The sequence below is a fragment of the Roseateles sp. P2_H4 genome (assembly GCF_056403315.1).
In genome coordinates this window covers 1-17,175 of record NZ_JBFUFR010000073.1, presented here as the reverse complement: position 1 = coordinate 17,175, position 17,175 = coordinate 1, and the positions used below count along the sequence as shown (strand labels likewise).

11 protein-coding genes and 1 pseudogene are annotated in these 17,175 nt (G+C 65.7%); 4 read left to right on the top strand and 8 right to left on the bottom strand.

Annotated elements, in window-relative coordinates; all coding sequences use genetic code 11:
- The 3 genes and pseudogenes from AC1DW3_RS29890 to AC1DW3_RS29880 form a co-directional block, all read right to left on the bottom strand.
- A pseudogene (locus AC1DW3_RS29890) lies at positions 1-426 on the bottom strand (xylose isomerase); the annotation flags it as partial.
- Positions 427-435: 9 nt separating this feature from the next.
- Complete coding sequence (gene xylB / locus AC1DW3_RS29885; RefSeq protein ID WP_477937779.1) at positions 436-1,890, bottom strand: xylulokinase; 1,455 nt, start codon at positions 1,888-1,890, stop codon at positions 436-438.
- Complete coding sequence (locus AC1DW3_RS29880; protein WP_477937777.1) at positions 1,890-3,122, bottom strand: ROK family protein; 1,233 nt, start codon at positions 3,120-3,122, stop codon at positions 1,890-1,892. Before AC1DW3_RS29880 ends, xylB begins: the two co-directional genes overlap by 1 nt.
- A 150-nt stretch (positions 3,123-3,272) precedes the next feature.
- Between AC1DW3_RS29880 and yicI the strand changes: the two genes are divergently transcribed.
- From yicI to AC1DW3_RS29860, 4 genes are all read left to right on the top strand, one after another.
- Positions 3,273-5,546 (top strand): alpha-xylosidase, encoded by a 2,274-nt coding sequence (gene yicI / locus AC1DW3_RS29875; RefSeq protein WP_477937775.1) that lies wholly within the window; start codon positions 3,273-3,275, stop codon positions 5,544-5,546.
- Positions 5,543-6,892: a hypothetical protein gene (locus AC1DW3_RS29870; protein ID WP_477937773.1), complete on the top strand. Its 1,350-nt coding sequence runs from the start codon at positions 5,543-5,545 to the stop codon at positions 6,890-6,892. The genes yicI and AC1DW3_RS29870 overlap by 4 nt, the downstream gene beginning before the upstream one ends.
- A gap of 194 nt (positions 6,893-7,086) precedes the next feature.
- Positions 7,087-8,673: a rhamnogalacturonidase gene (locus AC1DW3_RS29865; RefSeq protein WP_477937771.1), complete on the top strand. Its 1,587-nt coding sequence runs from the start codon at positions 7,087-7,089 to the stop codon at positions 8,671-8,673.
- Between the two features lie 180 nt (positions 8,674-8,853).
- Complete coding sequence (locus AC1DW3_RS29860; protein ID WP_477937769.1) at positions 8,854-10,863, top strand: alpha-L-arabinofuranosidase C-terminal domain-containing protein; 2,010 nt, start codon at positions 8,854-8,856, stop codon at positions 10,861-10,863.
- Positions 10,864-10,924: 61 nt separating this feature from the next.
- On the opposite strand, the gene AC1DW3_RS29855 is transcribed toward AC1DW3_RS29860, so the two are convergent.
- The 5 genes from AC1DW3_RS29855 to AC1DW3_RS29835 all read right to left on the bottom strand — a co-directional run.
- On the bottom strand, positions 10,925-11,344 hold the full coding sequence (locus tag AC1DW3_RS29855; RefSeq protein ID WP_477937767.1) for a transposase family protein: 420 nt from the start codon (positions 11,342-11,344) through the stop codon (positions 10,925-10,927).
- A 180-nt stretch (positions 11,345-11,524) separates the two neighbouring features.
- Positions 11,525-13,060 carry an alpha-N-arabinofuranosidase gene (locus AC1DW3_RS29850; protein ID WP_477937765.1) on the bottom strand — a complete coding sequence of 512 codons (1,536 nt, stop codon included), beginning with the start codon at positions 13,058-13,060 and terminating at the stop codon, positions 11,525-11,527.
- A gap of 59 nt (positions 13,061-13,119) precedes the next feature.
- Positions 13,120-14,784, bottom strand: coding sequence for a glycoside hydrolase family 43 protein (locus AC1DW3_RS29845; RefSeq protein ID WP_477937763.1), 1,665 nt, complete (start codon positions 14,782-14,784; stop codon positions 13,120-13,122).
- A gap of 108 nt (positions 14,785-14,892) precedes the next feature.
- Positions 14,893-16,518 carry a glycoside hydrolase family 43 protein gene (locus AC1DW3_RS29840; RefSeq protein WP_477937761.1) on the bottom strand — a complete coding sequence of 542 codons (1,626 nt, stop codon included), beginning with the start codon at positions 16,516-16,518 and terminating at the stop codon, positions 14,893-14,895.
- Between the two features lie 90 nt (positions 16,519-16,608).
- On the bottom strand, positions 16,609-17,175 hold a 567-nt coding region (locus AC1DW3_RS29835; RefSeq protein WP_477937759.1), incomplete at its 5' end, for a hypothetical protein.

Genomic DNA, 17,175 nt, shown 5'->3' with positions numbered 1-17,175 from the left:
GGCCGTGCCCCACAGCAGCTTCAAGCCGGTGGCCTGCTGCTTCTCGCCGAGCACGTCGACCATGCGCAGGAAGTTGTCGTGGCTCTCGCGCGGCGTGGCGCCTTCGGGGGCGACGTCGCGGTCGTGGAAGCAGTAGTAGGGAACACCGAGCTTGGCGAAGAACTCGAAGGCCGCGTCGGCCTTCAGCTTTGCCAGCTCCATCGGCGAGCCGCCCTGGAACCAGGGGCGCTCGAAGGTCGCGCCGCCGAAGGGATCGAGACCGGTCCAGACGAAGTTGTGCCAGTAGCAGGCGGCGAAGCGCAACTGCTCTTCCATGCGCTTGCCCAGCACGATGCGGTCCTTGTCGTAGTGCTTGAAGGACAGGTCGTTGGGACTGTCGGCGCCCTCGAAACGAATGGGCGCGATGTGGTTGAAGTAGCTCGTCATGGTTGGAGGTCAGGCGCCGCGCAGGCGGCGGTAAAGGTCACGGAAGCGCGCCAACCGTGGGGTCAGCAGCGCATGGCGTTCGGGGTTGGGGGTAAAGCGGGCGGCGATGTCGGGGCGGGTGCAGACGGTTTCGACGCTGCCGCCGGTTGCAAGCCAGCCGAGGCGCGCGGCGCCGAGGGCGCCACCGGCTTCGCTGCCGGCGTGCACGACGATCTCGACGTTCAACGTGTCGGCGATCAGCTGCGCCCAGTAGGCACTGCGCGAACCGCCGCCGACGAGGGAGAGTTGCTGCACTTCGGTACCGGCCGCGCGCAGCGCGTCCAGGCCGTCCGCAAGACCGAAGGCCACGCCCTCGAGCACGGCGCAGGTGCAGTCGGTGCGTGTCGTGTTGGCCTTCAGGCCATGGAAGACGCCCGAAGCAAATGGGTCGTTGTGCGGTGTGCGCTCGCCGGCCAGGTAGGGCAGGAAGATGGGCGCGTTGACTGCGCTGTCATTTGGCGAAGAAGAAAGTTCGGCCAGCAGCGTTGCCTCATCGGCGCCAACGAGCGTGCAAAACCAGCGCAGGCAGCTCGCCGCCGACAGCATCACGCTCATCTGGTGCCAGCGCTCGGGCAGGGCATGGCAGAAGGCGTGCACCGCCGATGCCGGGTTGGGGCGGTAGCGGTCGTTGACGACGAAGATCACGCCCGACGTCCCGAGCGAAATGAAGCCGTCGCCCGGCTGCGTCGCGCCAATGCCGATGGCGCTGGCTGCGTTGTCACCCGCGCCGCCGGCAACGATCACGTCAGCGCCCAGGCCCAAGGCCTTGGCCAGTTCAGGCTTGAGCACGCCACTGGGTGCATTGCTCTCGACGAGTCGCGGCATCTGCGCACGCGTCAGGCCGGACGCGGCGAGCAGCTCGTCGGACCAGTCGCGGCGCGCCACGTCCAGCCACAGCGTGCCGGCGGCGTCGGACGGCTCGGAGACCTTGTCGCCCGTCAGCTGCAGGCGCAGCCAGTCTTTGGGCAGCAGCACGCTGGCGACGCGTGAGAAGACCTCGGGCTCCTGCTTCTTGACCCACAGCAGCTTCGGGGCGGTGAAGCCTGGCATGGCCACATTCCCGGCAATGGCATGCAGGCGTGGCGCCTTTGCTTCAAGTTCCACGCATTCGGCGTGGCTGCGGCCGTCGTTCCACAAGATAGCGGGGCGCAGCACGGCGTCTGCCTCGCCGAGCAGCACGGCGCCGTGCATCTGGCCTGACAGGCCGATGCCGCGTACGGCGGCAAATTCGGCCGGGTGGGCGGCTCGCAGGTGGGCAACGGCCACACCCGTCGCGCTCCACCAGTCAGCGGGATTTTGCTCAGCCCAAAGTGGTTCGGGGCTGGACAGCGTGAGCGGGCTGCCCGCCGTGCCAACGGTTCGGCCAGTGCCATCCAGCAGCAGCAGCTTTACCTCAGAGGTGCCGAGATCGATACCCAGGTACATCAGTGAATCCCCTGCACGGAACTGACTGCAGTGCCGACGTGTTGCGTGGACAGGGTAGGGCGCGTCAGACGGTGGCGTACCAGCGCCGCTGCGCCGATGGCCACGGCATTTGCGCCAAATCGGCAGGTGCGGACACCAGGCACGGGTGAACCGCCCGCAACGGCATTGGCATTCAATGCAGCGAGAGCAGGCTGCAGAAAAGGATCGCCGAGCTCGATGACGGAGCCGCCGAGAACAATGCTGCCAGGGTCATACGCCGCCGCAAGGTTCACCAGCAGCATGCCCAAATGGTGGCCAGCGGAGGCCACCGCCTTCACTGTTTCCGGGTCTTGCTTCGCTAGATGAGCGCGGACCTCTTCGAGCGAGCCAAGACGTGCGCTGCTGCCGTCGCCACGCTGGATGGCGCGTGTCGCGATCAATGCCTCCGCGCAACCACGTCGACCGCATGAACAGCGAGGCCCGTTGAACTGCAGCACCATATGACCGACCTCGCCTGCATAGCCGCGGCTCCCCGTTTGCAGGCGGTCTCCAACGATGACACCCGCTCCAAGCCCCTGATTGATGGAGACGTAGATCAACGGGTCCGAATCTGGCGTTGGGTTGAACTCCAGTTCACCCAGCGCGGCCGCGTCGGCCTCGTTCTGAACGAATAGCGGTGTGCCGGCAAGCCAGGTCTGCCGCAGCGCATCGGCCAACAGTGTTGCAAAGGGCAGGTTGCGCCAGCGGAGGTTGGGCGCGAACTTGACGGCGCCGCGCGCCTCGTCGACGCCGCCTGGCAGCCCGATGCCGATGCCGAGTAAGCGCTGCCCGGCGCTGAAATGCGAGTGCAGGCCTTCCAGCGCGCCGGCCAGGCTCGCAATGCAGCTCTGCGCCGTGGGACTGGGGCCGTAGGGGGYGACGCTGCAGGCGTGGACCGTCCCGGTCAGCGACGGGGCCACGACGCGTGCCGACTCGATACCGACCTCGGCACCAATAAGCAGCAGGCGCGTTGGGTCGATGAACAGCGGCGTGGGGCGGCGGCCCATGTCGCCTGTGGCAACGATCTCCCGCTCCATCAGCCAGCCTTCGGCCAGCAGGCCGCGGACGAGAGCGCCGACCGTGGAGCGGGTGAGGCCGACGGCCGTCGCCAAGGCAGCGCGCGACAGTCCTGGCTGGGCGCACAACTGCCTCACAACAGCCATGCGGTTCATTCGCTTGAGCTGTTGCTGGCTGCCGCTCGTTTCAGCTTCCACGTCTTGCCCCCCTTTTGTGTTCTATTGGTCCGACCAACAAAGTTATGTTCAAATGTTGGTCTGACCAATATTAGTTTGGACGGCGCACAAAGTAAATAGGCTCTGTTGCCGGTGCGACCGATGTGTCGCTCGTTCAAGGAAGACTGATTCATGAAGTTCACTGACGGACAGTGGATGCTTCAGCCAGGCGTCGCCGCGCACTACGCGGCCGAGGCCTATGGCGTTGAAGTCCACGAAGACCGCCTCGTCGTGCTCGCCACGACCCGACCCATCAAGCACCGTGGCGACACGCTGCAAGGCCCCACGTTGACCGTGACGCTGAGCTCGCCGCTCGAGGGCGTGATCCGCGTGAGCGTGGAGCACTACGTCGCATCGACCGCGCCGCGCCTGCACATCCCCATGGTCGGCGCCGGCAAACCGGCCGTGCAGATCGTCAACGGCGAGACCAAGGCCACGCTCACGTCCGGACCGATCTCGGTCGACGTCAAGAAGGGCGACGGCTGGGCGCTGACCTTCCGCGAAGGCGACCGCGTCCTCACCAAGAGCGACTGGCGTGGCCTGGGCTACATCCAGTACGCGGGCAAGGGCAATTACGTCCACGATCAGCTGTCGCTGGCGGTGGGCGAGAACGTCTACGGTCTCGGCGAGCGCTTCACGCCCTGGGTCAAGAACGGCCAGATCGTCGAGAACACCAACAAGGACGGCGGCACGGCCTGTGAGCAGGCCTACAAGAACGTGCCCTTCTACCTGACCAACCGCGGCTACGGCGTGCTCGTCAACGAGGCCGGCCCGGTGTCCTTCGAGGTCGGCTCGGAGAAGGTCGCCCGCGTGCAGTTCAGCCGCGAGGGCGAAAGTCTCGACTACTGCGTCATTGCCGGCCCCACGCCCAAGGAAGTTGTTGGCCGGTTGACGGCGCTGACAGGCCGCTCGCCACTGCCGCCGGCCTGGAGCTTCGGCCTGTGGATGACGACCTCGTTCACGACGCAATACGACGAGGCCACAGCCACCCACTTCATCGACGAGATGGCGCGCCGTAACCTGCCGCTGGCCGTCTTCCACTTCGACTGCTTCTGGATGCGCGAGTTCCAGTGGTGCGACTTCGCCTGGGACCCGCGCGGCTTCCCCGAGCCCGAGGCCATGCTGGCGCGCCTGCATGCCAAGGGCCTGAAGATCAGCCTCTGGATCAACCCCTACGTGGCGCAGAAGTCGCCGCTGTTTGCTGAAGGCGCCAAGAACGGTTACTTCATCAAGAGAACCAACGGCCTCACGTTCCAAACGGATCAGTGGCAGCCCGGCATGGCCATCGTGGACTTCACGAACCCCGCCGCCAAGACCTGGTACCAGAGCCACCTGCGCCGCCTGATCGCCCAGGGTGCCGACTGCTTCAAGACTGACTTCGGCGAGCGCATCCCCAGCGAAGGCGTGACCTACTTCGACGGCTCCGACCCCGTCGAGATGCACAACCTCTACGCGCTGCATTACAACCAGGCCGTCTTCGAGCTGCTGGAAGAAGTGCAGGGCCAGGACGCCATCGTCTTCGCMCGCTCSACCTACGCCTCSGGCCAGCGCTTCCCGGTGCACTGGGGYGGCGACTGCTGGWSCACCTTCGAGTCCATGGCCGAGAGCCTCAGAGGCGGACTGTCRCTCACCASTTGCGGCTTCGCCTTCTGGAGCCACGACATCGGCGGCTTCGAGGGCAACCCACCGCCGGCCGTCTACAAGCGCTGGATCCAGTTCGGCCTGATGTCCTCGCACAGCCGCCTGCACGGCAGCAGCTCCTACCGGGTGCCATGGTTGGTCGACGAGGAAAGCTGCGACGTGCTGCGCGCCTTCACGCGGCTCAAGCACCAGCTCATGCCTTATCTCTACGCCAAGGCTCACGAGGCGACCCAGACCGGCGTCCCGCTGATGCGCGCAATGCTCATTGAGCATCCGCACGACCCGGCCTGCGCGCCGCTGGACCGGCAGTACCAGCTCGGCGAAGCATTGCTGGTGGCGCCGGTGTTCACGGAGAGCGGCGAGGTGGACTTCTACCTTCCCGAGGGCACCTGGACCCATCTGCTCAGCGGCGAGAAGAAGCAGGGCGGMCGCTGGCATCGCGAGACGCATGGCTTCCTATCGTTGCCGCTTTACGCCGCGCCGGGCAGCGTCATCGCCTGGGGCGCCGAGACCGAGAAGCCGGACTACGACTACGCCCGCGGCACGGTGCTGCGCGTGTTCGAGCTGGCTGACGGCAAGAGCGCGGCCTTCACGGTCGTGGGCCTGGACGGCAACGTCGCGGCACGCGGCACGGTCGGCCGCAGCGGCGGGCAGTACACGGCCCAGGTCTCCGAGGGTGCGCTGCGCGACTGGAGCCTGGACGTGGACGGGCAACGCAGCACCGTGCTGGCCGAGGGCAAGACCTTGAACTGGAAGCGTTCATGAAAGCATCACGCGTTGGACGTCGTGGCGACGTCATGCCGGGTTCTGGGCGGTGGTTTTCTCTGCGGCTGGTTGCGCTGGCGGCGCTCCTGCATGCACCGGCGGCGGTGCTGGCTCAGGGCACCTTTCCCGGCATGGAGCCCGGTCGCGTTGGCGGCGTGGCGGCCGAGGGGCAGAACCCGGACAAGGCGGCGGCTGCGGCCAAGAACAAGCAGATGGCGCAGGAGCTGATCGACCAGCAGCGTGACGAAGCTGCGCGCCGCTTGATGGTCGAACAGCGGGCCAAGCTGCGTGAGCGTCTGGAGCGCGATGCGGGACTGCTGCGCCAGCCGGTGGACTTGCTGGCGGGCATGTTCCAGTTGCCTGCCGACCTGAAGCTCTCGCCCGAGCACCGCAGCGTGGCCGAGGATGTGCTGCGTCAACAACGTGAGCGCGCCCAGGCCAGCTGGGCGGCATGGTTGACCGAGGAAACCGCCCAGGGCAAGGGTGAGCTGCGCGCCGAGGTAGCCGCGCAGCGATTGAGCAATCGCGTGCTGAACGAAGTGGCGCTCTGGCAGGCCGATGCGACACCGCAGCCCAGCGACACGATCTGGATCGAAGCGCTCAAGACGCCCGGCATCTGCAATGGGCTGGATCAGTCACGGCCTGCGGCGCAGGTGGCGCAGTTGATCGAGGCGCTGCCCGCAGCGCAGCGCAACACCGCGTGGCAGGGCGAGGCGGAGCGCCTGGCTCGGTGGGGGCAGGCGCCTCGGCAGGTGCCGCCCTCGCCGGACCGTGCGTTTGAGGACGAGCTGGTCGCCACGTTGGCCAAGCTGCCGGGCGACACGTCCAGCCTCGCCCCCGAGGTGCGCGATGCGCTGCAGGCGGCGGGCTGGACCTATGCCGGCCAATCGCCTGCATCGCGCTGCGAACTGCTGCGCTGGTGGAGCCAGGAGCAGGTGCGCAGCCGACGGATGACGGCGCCGCGCGCGCTGCAAGCCTGGCGCACCGCGCTGGCCGTGCGTTCGCAGGCCTATCTGCTGCCCGATGTGCCGCGCAGCGGGCCAGGCGCCACCGACGCGAACGGCTTTCCGCTGTTCGCGCGCCGTGCCGAGCTCGCGGGTACGGTCGTCGTGGAACAGGACATCGATGCCGCCGGCAAGATCGTGCGCAGCTTCGTGCAGCGCCGCGAGATCACGGCGGCTGGCGTGCGCGGTGTGCCGGCCCTGGCCCTGGAGCGCGAACTGGACGCCGTGAGCCTGGCACGCGCCGCCGCCACCGCCGCCGCTGCCCCCGACCCTGCGCAAATGCGCGACGGAACGGCCACGCGCCGCATTGGCATCGAGTGGGTGTTGCCCCAAGGTCATTAGGAAAAACTGGGCTGCGGAAGGTCTTGCGTATTCCAGCGATGCCGTGGCGTTGAAGGTTTCGGGCGGCGGGCTCGCATGACAACGCGGTCTGCCAATCGCATCGACGAGCTGTTGGCTCATCGCTGGTCCCCACCGCCTGGGTCGTTGCCAGCCCGTTGCGTGGCGTTCAAGAAATGGCGTTCAGGAGATTCACCTTGCTGCCCATACGTAGACATTTTTTGGCACGGGCCGTTGCGCTCGTCGCCGCGTTGCCGGCTTGCTCGCTGGCGGCGCCGCCCATACCCACGAGTTCGCTGTTCGACGTCAAGCGTTTCGGCGCCAAGGGCGATGGCCGCACGCTCGACTCGCCGGCGATCAATGCTGCCATTGCGGCCGCAGCGGCAGCGGGCGGGGGTACTGTCTATTTCGCGCCGGGGCGCTATCTGTCCGCGTCAATCAGGCTCAAGAGCAACATCACGCTCTACCTGGAGGCGGGCGCGGTGATCGAAGCGGTTGACGCGAGCGTGGCGCGCTATGACCTGCCCGAGCCGAACGAGGCCGGCGGCAACTATCAGGACTACGGCCACAGTCACTGGCAAAACAGCCTGATCTGGGGGATTGGCCTGGACAACGTGGCCATCGTGGGCGGTGGCTTGATCCATGGCAAAGGCTTGATCAGCGGCCACGACAAGTACACCGGCTACTACACCGACAAACCGGACCAGCCCGGCGAAGCCGACAAGGCGATCGCGCTGCGCGAGTGCCGCAACGTGATCTTGCGCGATTTCTCGATCTTGCATGGCGGCCATTTCGGCATCTTGGCGACCGGCTGCGGCAACGTGCTGATCGACCACTTGACCATCGACACCAACCGCGACGGCATGGATATTGACGGGTGCAACAACGTGCGCGTCACGAATTGCAGCCTGAATACGCCCTGGGACGATGCGATCTGCCTCAAGGCCAGCTACGGCCTGGGGCGCATCCAGCACTGCGAAAACATCACGATATCCGACTGCATGGTGTCGGGAAATTTCGACGAGGGCAGCCTGATTGATGGCACGTTCAAGCGCAGTGCGCCGGAGTACCGGTCGGGGCGATACGGCCGCATCAAGATGGGCACCGAATCGAATGGCGACTTCAAGAACATCACCATCACGAACTGCATCTTCGACGAGTGCCGCGGCCTGGCGATCGAGAGCGTGGACGGTTCGCACATCGAGGACCTGACGATTTCCAACATCACCATGCGCGGCGTGGTGAACGATCCGATCTTCATACGCTTGGGCGCGCGCCTGCGCGGACCGAATCAGCCGCCGGTGGGCACCATCAAGCGCATCAATATCAGCAATATTGTGGTGTCCGGTGCGCACGTCAATCACGCCAGCACCATCGCCGGGATTGAAGGACATCTGATCGAGGACATTCGCATCAGCAATGTGCAGATAGAAACCCAGGGCGGCGGCGATGCGGCCTGGAGCGCGCTGGTGCCGCCCGAAAATCCCAACGGGTATCCGGAGCCCGGCATGTTCGGCAAGGCGCCAGCGTATGCGTTTTACATGCGCCACGTGAAGGCCATCGAGGTTCATCACGTCAAGGTTGGCTACGTCAAGCCGGAGGGGCGAACCGCGGTCGTGCTGGACGATGTCAGAGACGCCAGCTTCCATGCCGTCAATCTGCGGCGCGGGCAGGGCGGGGCGGCGCTGTTCGCGCTGCGCGGGGTCAGCGACTTCTCGGCCAGGGATGTGCGCGGCATGCCGGACCGCGAGATCCCGGAGCGTGTGGATGCGCTGACCTTGTAGACAAGGTGGACGACCGAGGGGCTCGCGGCCGCCAAGCGCCTGGCCTTCCGTTCTTGTTACCACGTTCGCGGTGTAGATGCCGCGAACCTCACACAAAAGCGCCCGCAAGCGCAGCACCACTACCGGACCATCCCACCCATGAACTCGAACATTCCATCGCACAGCGCCGCCATGCCAATCATGCAACGCCGCTTCCGCGCCCCCCGCCTGCTGTCGCTGGTTGCCCTGATCGCCCCGCTGGCGCTGGCGATGGCGCAGACCACCGTCCGGATCGACCTCGCCAAGCCTGGCCTACCGGTCAGTCCGACCCTGTACGGTTTGATGACCGAGGAGATCAACTTTTCCTACGATGGCGGCCTGTATGCGGAACTGGTGCGCAACCGCGCCTTCAAGAATCACGGCTCCACGCCGGAACACTGGTCGCTGGTGCAGGACGCCGGCGGCAGCGCCGCGATGGCGCTCGACGAGCGTTACCCGGTCGCCGGCACCGCCCTGACGACCAGTCTGCGGATCGACGCCGAGAACGCTTCGCCGGGTCACCGTGTCGGTATCGCGAATGCTGGCTACTGGGGCATCCCGGTCACGCCGAACACCAGCTACCGCGCCAGCTTCTACGCCAAAACGTCCGGCGCCGGTGGCGTGCCGCTGACCCTCAGCATTGAAGGCGTCGACGGCAAGACCATCTACGCCCAGGCCGAGGGCGGCCGCATCGACGGCCAATGGAAGCGCTACAGCGTCACCCTCGCCACCGGTGCGAACGTCAAGCCGACCGCCGACGCGCGCCTGGTGCTTGCAACCGAAAGTCCGGGCAAGGTGTGGTTCAACCTGGTGTCGCTGTTTCCGCCGACCCACAAGGACCGGCCGAACGGCAACCGGCCCGACCTGATGCAAAAGATGATCGACATGAAGCCGGGCTTCCTGCGCTTCCCCGGCGGGAACTATGTCGAAGGCGGCAGCGTGACGAACCGCTTCAAGTGGAAGGAAACGCTGGGCCCGATAGACCAGCGTCCAGGCAATCCCGGCACCTGGGGCTACCGCTCTACCGACGGCATGGGACTGCTCGAATTTCTCCTGTGGTGCGAGGACATGAAGGCCGAACCGGTGCTGGCGGTGTTCGCCGGCTACGCGCTCAACGGCGAATCCGTCCCGGTCGGCAAGGAACTGCAGCCCTTCGTCCAGGACGCGCTCGACGAGATCGAATATGTGACCGGCGACGTGAGCACGAAGTGGGGCGCGAAGCGCGCCGAGGACGGCCATCCGGCGCCGTTCAAGCTGCGCTATGTCGAGATCGGCAACGAGGATGGCTTTGAGAAGAACAAGACCTACGACGGCCGCTACACCCAGTTCCACGACGCCATCAGGAAGAAGTACCCGAAGATCAAGCTGATCTCCACGGTCAACGGCAAGGACTGGGTTGGCTCGCAACAGAAGTTGACCAGTCGGGTCCCCGACCTGATCGACGAGCATTACTACTTCAACCCGATGGAGATGATGAACGACGCCGCGCGCTACGACAGCTATGCGCGCAGCGGGCCGAAAATCTTTATCGGCGAATGGGCCGGGCAAGAAGGCTCGCCGACCACCAACCTGCACGCCGCACTGGCCGATGCCGCCTTCATGGCCGGCATGGAGCGCAATGCCGACGTCGTCGAGATGTCCTGCTACGCGCCGCTGTTCGTGAACGTGAACCCGGGCGGCATGCAGTGGCAGTACAACCTGATCGGCTACAACGCGCAGTCCAGCTACGGTTCGCCGTCGTACTACGCGCAAAAGATGTTCAGCAACTATCTGGGCAATGTGTCGCTGCCGGTGCATGCCGAGAAGATCAGCACGCAAACCTGGCAGCAAGAGGCCAAGAAGGAGACGCCGCAGGACGTGCCGCCGGCCAGGCAGGTGCCGACGATGTTCTTCTCGGCGACCAAGTCGGACCAGCGCGGCGAGATCTACCTGAAGGTCGTCAACGCGATCGGCAACGCGCAGACGGTGCAGGTCGACCTGGCCGGCGCCGTCAAGGTGGCGGCCGAAGGCAAGGCAATCGTACTGAGCTCGACGCACAAGGAAGATACCAACACCATCGCCGAGCCGACCAAGGTGGTGCCGGTGACGAGCAAGGCGAGCGGGCTCGGCAAGCAGTTCAGCTACAGCTTCGCGCCGTATTCGGTGACGGTGCTGGTGCTGTCGACCAAGTAGGCCGCTAGGAGGCTGTCGGGCTTTGGGTCGGGTGCGCCGCTTGCGTACCGCGACCGCGTGCTCACCGAGCGTGGACAGATGTCGCCAGCTTAGAACCTAGCGAGATTTCACGCCTCCCGGGCGCACGGCGTGTGTCGTCAGGACCGCCGCCGTGCTCGATCAAATCGGCCTTGGAGTCGATGACGGTGGCGTGCTTGCGGCACTCGGTCATGAACAGCAGGCGTTTCCCTTTCAGGCCATGGACCAGCGCCACATAGTCCTGGCCACGCCTGAAACTCAAGTCGTTGATGCCGACCACGGCGACGCCGTTCATGTCGTCCTGGGGGCGTGCCACGCCGACTTGGTGTTCGATCCGGCGGCACAACTGCTTCGCGTTGATGCGCAACCGGCCGGCGGCGTGCGCGACCGGAATCGATCGGCACAGCGTCAAGGCGAGCGCCTCGAAGAGCAGCGTGAAGCCGCTGCCCGGCCGGTCCGTCAATATGCAGTGTGGGCAGGGCGGGGCGGCGCTGTTCGCGCTGCGGCCGCTTCAAAGAAGTTTTCTGACGAGCAGTCTGGCATGCAAGTTCAACAGCGATTCGGTGGGCATGAGCAGCGGACAAGCTGCGCAACATCGCTGGAGTAAGCAGGCGCGATCACGAGGCGCTTGCGCGCGAGGCGTTCACTCCTCCAACGCGACCACCATCACGGCCTTGGCAGGCACCTTGATCGACAGCTTGCCCCCCGCGGCACGCGCGCTGAACGCGGCCGGCTTGATGACCTGCGGATTCTGAAAGGTGTTGTGCGCGTCCATCGCGGTTGAGGTCAGCACCTTGCCGGCCGCACCGTTGACCTTCGTGCCCGCAACGGTGATGGCGACATCGACCGCCTTGGATGGATCGGCGTTGACCAGCGCGAGGTACACCTTGCCGTCCTTGGCTCGTGCTGCCGAAGCGCTCACGCCCGGAATGGTCACGGCACCCAGGGTATAGCTGGTGTTGTCCTTGATGGCCAGCGGCAGCGACCTGGCATCCTGGAACGGTGCATACATCTGGAACGCGTAGTAGGTCGGGGTCAGGACCATCTTCTCCTTGTCCGTCAGGACCATCGCCTGCAGCACGTTGACCATCTGGGCGATGGTGGTCAGGGTGACCCGCTCCGCGTGCTCATGGAAGATGTGGAAGTTGAGCGCCGCCACGAGCGCGTCGCGCAGGGAGTTCTGCTGGAACAGCCCGCCTCTGGGGTTCACTTCGTCATACCAGGTGCCCCACTCATCGACCATCAGTCCGATCTTCTTCTGGGGATCGTTCTTGTCCAGCACGGCCACGTGATCCTTGACCAGTTGATCCATCTTCAAGGTGTTGGCAAGGGTTGAAATCCACTCGCCTTCCTTGAAGCCGAGGTCCTTGCCCTTGACCTCCCAGTTGCCGGTCGGGACCGTGTACTGGTGGACGGTGATGCCGATCGTGCGGTCCTTCAGTTCCTTGCTCAGGATCTGGGTCCAGCTGGTGTCGAAGCCGCTGCCGCCGCTGGCGATCATCTTCGGCCGGGACTTCTCGGGCGCCCACAGGAAATGCTCGTAGTTGCTGTAGAGGTTCGCGTAGTGGTCGGGCTTCATGTTGCCGCCGCAACCCCACAACTCATTGCCGACACCGAAGAAGGCGACCTTGAACGGCTTCTCGCGCCCGTTCTGAGCGCGCAGCCTGGCCAGGGGCGAGCCGCCGTCCGCCGTCATGTACTGGACCCAGTCGGCCATCTCCTGCACGGAGCCGGTGCCGACGTTGCCGTTGATGTAGGCGTCGGCGCCGATCATGTCTATCAGGTCGAAGAACTCGTGGGTGCCGACGGCGTTGATCTCCTCGACATGGTTCCCCCAGACGTTGCTCGGGCGCTTGTCCTGCGGGCCAATGCCGTCGCGCCAGTGGTAGGTGTCGGCGAAGCAGCCGCCCGGCCAGCGCACCAGCGGCACATGCAACTCCTTCAGCGCGCCGACGACGTCATTGCGCCAGCCTCGGGTGTTCGGGATGTTCGACTTCGTGCCGACCCACATGCCTTCGTAGACGCCGGTGCCAAGGTGTTCGGCGAACTGGCCGTACACATACTTGCTGATGACCGGGCCGGCCTTGCCGGCGTCGATGCTGATGCTGACCTCGTTGGCGGCAAAGGCCGGGGCCGCGATCAGGCCGAGTACGGCGAGGCCGTGCTTGATGGGGTTCACAGGAGGTGTCTATTCAGGTGGGGCGGAAGTGGAGGAAGGCTGAAAGTGATCGCGCCTTGTCAGCGACGCTCTTCCGTCCCTTGCCCGACCCGGTAGTAGTCAAAGTCGACGCGGCCACCGGCCGTCTTGGTCGCGTAGTAGAAGAGGCCGAAGCGATAACCCATGAAGTGCGGGAAGGTGTACTTCAGGGGAGAGGGACGACCGATGGGGGTCCAGGACTTGCCGTCGAGGCTGTAGGAGAAGCGGGCCAGTTCGGGCGCGGGCTCGAAGTCGCAGTCGACCCTCAGATGAACGGTCTTGCCGGAGAGGGGAATGGAGGCGAGCTCTTCGGCCTTGTCCGTTTCGGCGCTCACCATGACCAGAGAACGGACGCCGTCGGTCATCTTGACGCCCACGAAGCCGTACTGCCGCTGGAAGGCGGACAAGCCGGCCCAGTCGCCGTCCTTCATGCCGCTCACGTCGATGCGGGTGGTGGCCGAACTGCTCGGCCCGAAGGTGCGCTGGGTGAGCGTGTTCGGGGCCTCGAGCAGCGTCGGAACGACCCGGCTGGTGGTGAGGCTCAGGTAACCCGGGCGCTTGGTGAGCGACCAGTCATGGGGCTTAGGGTTGTGGTTCCATTGCCAGGCCAGGGGCAGGGCGGGGTCGCCGGGCTTCCGGACGAATTCGTCCGACGCGACGATGCCGGAGGCGCCGGAGGCGCCGGAGACGCCCTGCGCGCCGGCGGGGATGTCGAGCGTCATGGGCGCCTTGCCGCCTTCGCCGAGCACGGGCCAGCCGTCCTTCCAGGTCACCGGCACGAGGTAGGGAATGCGGCCGACGGCGTCGTTGTCCTTGAACAGATAGGCGTACCACTTGCCGTCGGGCGTGTCGATGAGGCCGCCCTGGGCAATGCCGCGATCATCGAGCGCGATGCGGCCTTCGTAGGGGCCGTCGATGGTGTCGGCGCGGTGGATGGTGACGGTGCGTGCCCAACGGCTGCCAGGCGAGGCAATGTTGAAGAGGTAGTAGCGACCGTTGGCCTTGAAAAGCTGGGAGCCCTCGCCCCTGAGCCCGCCCTGGTCGGCGCCGAAGAGGCCGTTGACGTTTTCGACGATGACCTTGTTCACGCCGCCGGGTTTGATGCCCGAGAGATCGGACTTCATCTCGGTGAGCATGATGCGACCGCCGCCGTAAACCATGTAGACGCGACCGTCGTCATCGAAGAACAGGCTGTGGTCACCCAGCGAGGGCTCAAAGCTGGTCTCTTTCCACGGGCCGCGTTCCGGATCGCGCGTGGTGTAGATGTGGGTGCGCCCGGTATTGGCCGAGAACGTCGAGGCATGGAACACGCCGTTGTGATAACGCAGGCTGCTGGCCCAGGAGCCTTCACCGTAGGCGTGCTTGCCGTTGTCGAGGCGCAAGGCGTCGTTGTCGCCAAGGGTTTCATAGGCGTAGGAGGCCATGCGCCAGTTGACGAGGTCCGTCGACTTCATGATCGGCAGGCCCGGGCTCATGTGCATCGTCGTGCTGCTCATGTAGTAGGTCTTGCCGACACGGATGATGGCGATGTCAGGAACGTCGGCCCAGATGACGGGGTTGTGGGCACGGTTCGACGGTGCCGCCGCAAGGGCGCTGGCGCTCATCGCCGCGTTGGCACCGGGCGACGCTTCTGCGGCGAGCGCGTTCGCGCCGATGAGCGCGGCGCAGCAGAAGGCGACGGGGTACAGGGATCTGACAAGGCGCATGGGTGGATGTGGAACGTCAATAGGTTGTTGAGGGGTGCCCCGGGAGGACCCCGTGGCAGCCCGGTCGAGCAGGCCTCGCTCAAGCCGCGCAAACGGCGCTGGCGAAGGTCAGCGCGAGCCGCCGCCCGGCTCGATCCGGTAGTAGTCGAAGTCCACACGGCCGCCGGCGGTCTTGGTCGAGTAATAGAAGAGGCCGAAGCGATAACCCATGAAGTGCGGCGCGGTGTAGGAAAGCCGAGAGGAACGACCGATAGTGGTCCAGGATTTGCCGTCGAGGCTGTAGGAGAAGCGGGCGACCTCGGGGCCTGGCTCGAACTCGCAGTCGACTTTGAGGTGAACGGTCTTGCCCGTGAACGGAATCGAGGCGATCTCCTCCGGCTTGTCGGCGTCGGCGCTCACCATGACCAGAGACTTGGCGCCATCGGTCATCTTGACCCCGACAAAACCGTAGTTCTTCTGGAAAGCGCTGAGGCCGGCCCAGTCGCCATCCTTCATGCCGCTCACGTCGATGCGGGTGATGGCCGAACTGCGCGGGCCGAAGGTGCGCTGCGTGAGGGTGTTCGTGGCCTCGGGCAGTGTGGAAACGATCCGGCTGCTGACAAGGCTGAGGTAGCCCGGGCGCTTGCTGAGCGACCAGTCACTGGGCTTCGGGTTGTGGTTCCATTGCCAGGCGAGGGGCAGGGCGGGGTCGCCGGGCCGGCGGTCGAACTCGTCGGAGGCGACGATGCCGGAGACACCGGAAACGCCCTGAGCGCCGGCGGGAATGTCCAGCGTCATGGCCACCTTGCCGTCTTGGCCGAGCATGGGCCAGCCGTCCTTCCAGGTCACGGGCACGAGGTAGGGGATGCGACCGACGGCGCCGTTGTCCTTGAAGAGATAGGCGTACCACTTGCCTTCCGGGGTGTCGATGAGGCCGCCCTGGGCGATGCCGCGGTCATCGAGCGCGATGCGACTTTCGTAGGGGCCATTGATGGTGTCGGCGCGGCTGACGATGACGGTCCGCGCCCAGCGGCTACCGGGCGACGCGATGTTGAAGAGGTAGTAGCGGCCGTTGACCTTGAGAAGCTGAGAACCCTCGCCATTGAGCCCGCCCAGGTCGGTGCCGAAGATGGTGTTGACGTTCTCGATGAGAACCTTGTTCACGCCGCCGGGCTTGATGCCAGAGAGATCGGGTTTCAGCTCGATGAGCGTGATGCGACCGCCCCCGTGAACCATGTAGACGCGACCGTCGTCGTCGAAGAACAGGCTGTGGTCGTGCAGCGCGGGCTCGAAGCTCGTCTCCTTCCACGGGCCCCGCTCCGGATCGCGCGTGGTGTAGATGTGCGTGCGTCCGCTGGTGTAGGCGAAAGTCGAGGCGTAGAACACGCCATTGTGGTGACGCAGGCTGCTGGCCCAGGAGCCTGCACCGTAGGCGTTCTTGCCGTTTTCGAGGCGCATGGCGTCGTTGTCGGCGAGGGTTTCATAGGCATAGGAGGCCATGCTCCAGTTGACCAGGTCCGTCGACTTCATGATCGGAAGCCCCGGGCTCATGTGCATCGTCGTGCTGCTCATGTAGTAGGTTTTTCCTACCCGGATGACTGCGATGTCTGGGACGTCCGCCCAGATCAGAGGGTTGTGGGCAGGTGCTGCCTGTACAGCCTCTGCCGCCGCAACGGCCTGAGACCCGACGCAGAGGACGAGAGCCATCAGCAGGCAAAAGATCGGGCGGCTCAGGCCGTCGGGGTGTTTGTCCATGTCTTGTCTCCGGAGTCGTTATGCGAGCCAGGGCATCGGTTGCAGCATGCGGGCATGGCGGCCGCCATGCACCGACGGCCTGCGGCCGACTCAGTGCGCCTGGCGCGCGTACAGCGCGAACGCGAAGTCCGCGGGGCGGCCGCTCTCCCGGTCCTTCAACGGCCGGTCGTCCAGGCTGGCCTCGCCGTCGGCATAGACGTCGCTGCGGCTGGCGCGCAGATTGATCGTCAGCGCGTCCTTCTCGCCCTGCAGCGCCAGCGCATAGCGGCGACCGGACTTCAGCACGACCGGCGGATGGGCGCTGAAGTCAAAGCTCAGCAGGCCGGCCCCTTGCGGCCGGTAGGCGATGGCCAGGCCCTCGCCGGCGCCGAGCAGTTCGGTGCCGGCCTCCACGTCACGCAGCGACAGCCGCAAGGCATGCGTCGCATCCGTGCCATGGCCGTCGCCGGCGTACAGGCTGAGCCGGCCCAGCGCGATGTCGGCACGTGGCGTGAAGGTCTGCACCAGGCGGCTGGCGCCGCCGCCGTCGCGTTTGAAGCCCACAGGTTCCGGGGCCTGCTCGAAAGGCCGGGTGACCGAGGCCAGCGCCGGGCTGCCTGGCCAGGTTTCGGGATAGCCCCCAGCGCCGGGCTGCCTGGCCAGGTTTCGGGATAGCCC

Excerpts from the sequence above, each read along its gene's own strand:
- xylB (WP_477937779.1), bottom strand. The coding sequence starts at position 1,890 with ATGTACCTGGGTATCGATCTCGGCACCTCTGAGGTAAAGCTGCTGCTG.
- AC1DW3_RS29870 (WP_477937773.1), top strand. The coding sequence starts at position 5,543 with ATGAAAGCATCACGCGTTGGACGTCGTGGCGACGTCATGCCGGGTTCT.
- AC1DW3_RS29860 (WP_477937769.1), top strand. The coding sequence starts at position 8,854 with ATGCAACGCCGCTTCCGCGCCCCCCGCCTGCTGTCGCTGGTTGCCCTG.
- AC1DW3_RS29845 (WP_477937763.1), bottom strand. The coding sequence starts at position 14,784 with ATGCGCCTTGTCAGATCCCTGTACCCCGTCGCCTTCTGCTGCGCCGCG.
- AC1DW3_RS29840 (WP_477937761.1), bottom strand. The coding sequence starts at position 16,518 with ATGGACAAACACCCCGACGGCCTGAGCCGCCCGATCTTTTGCCTGCTG.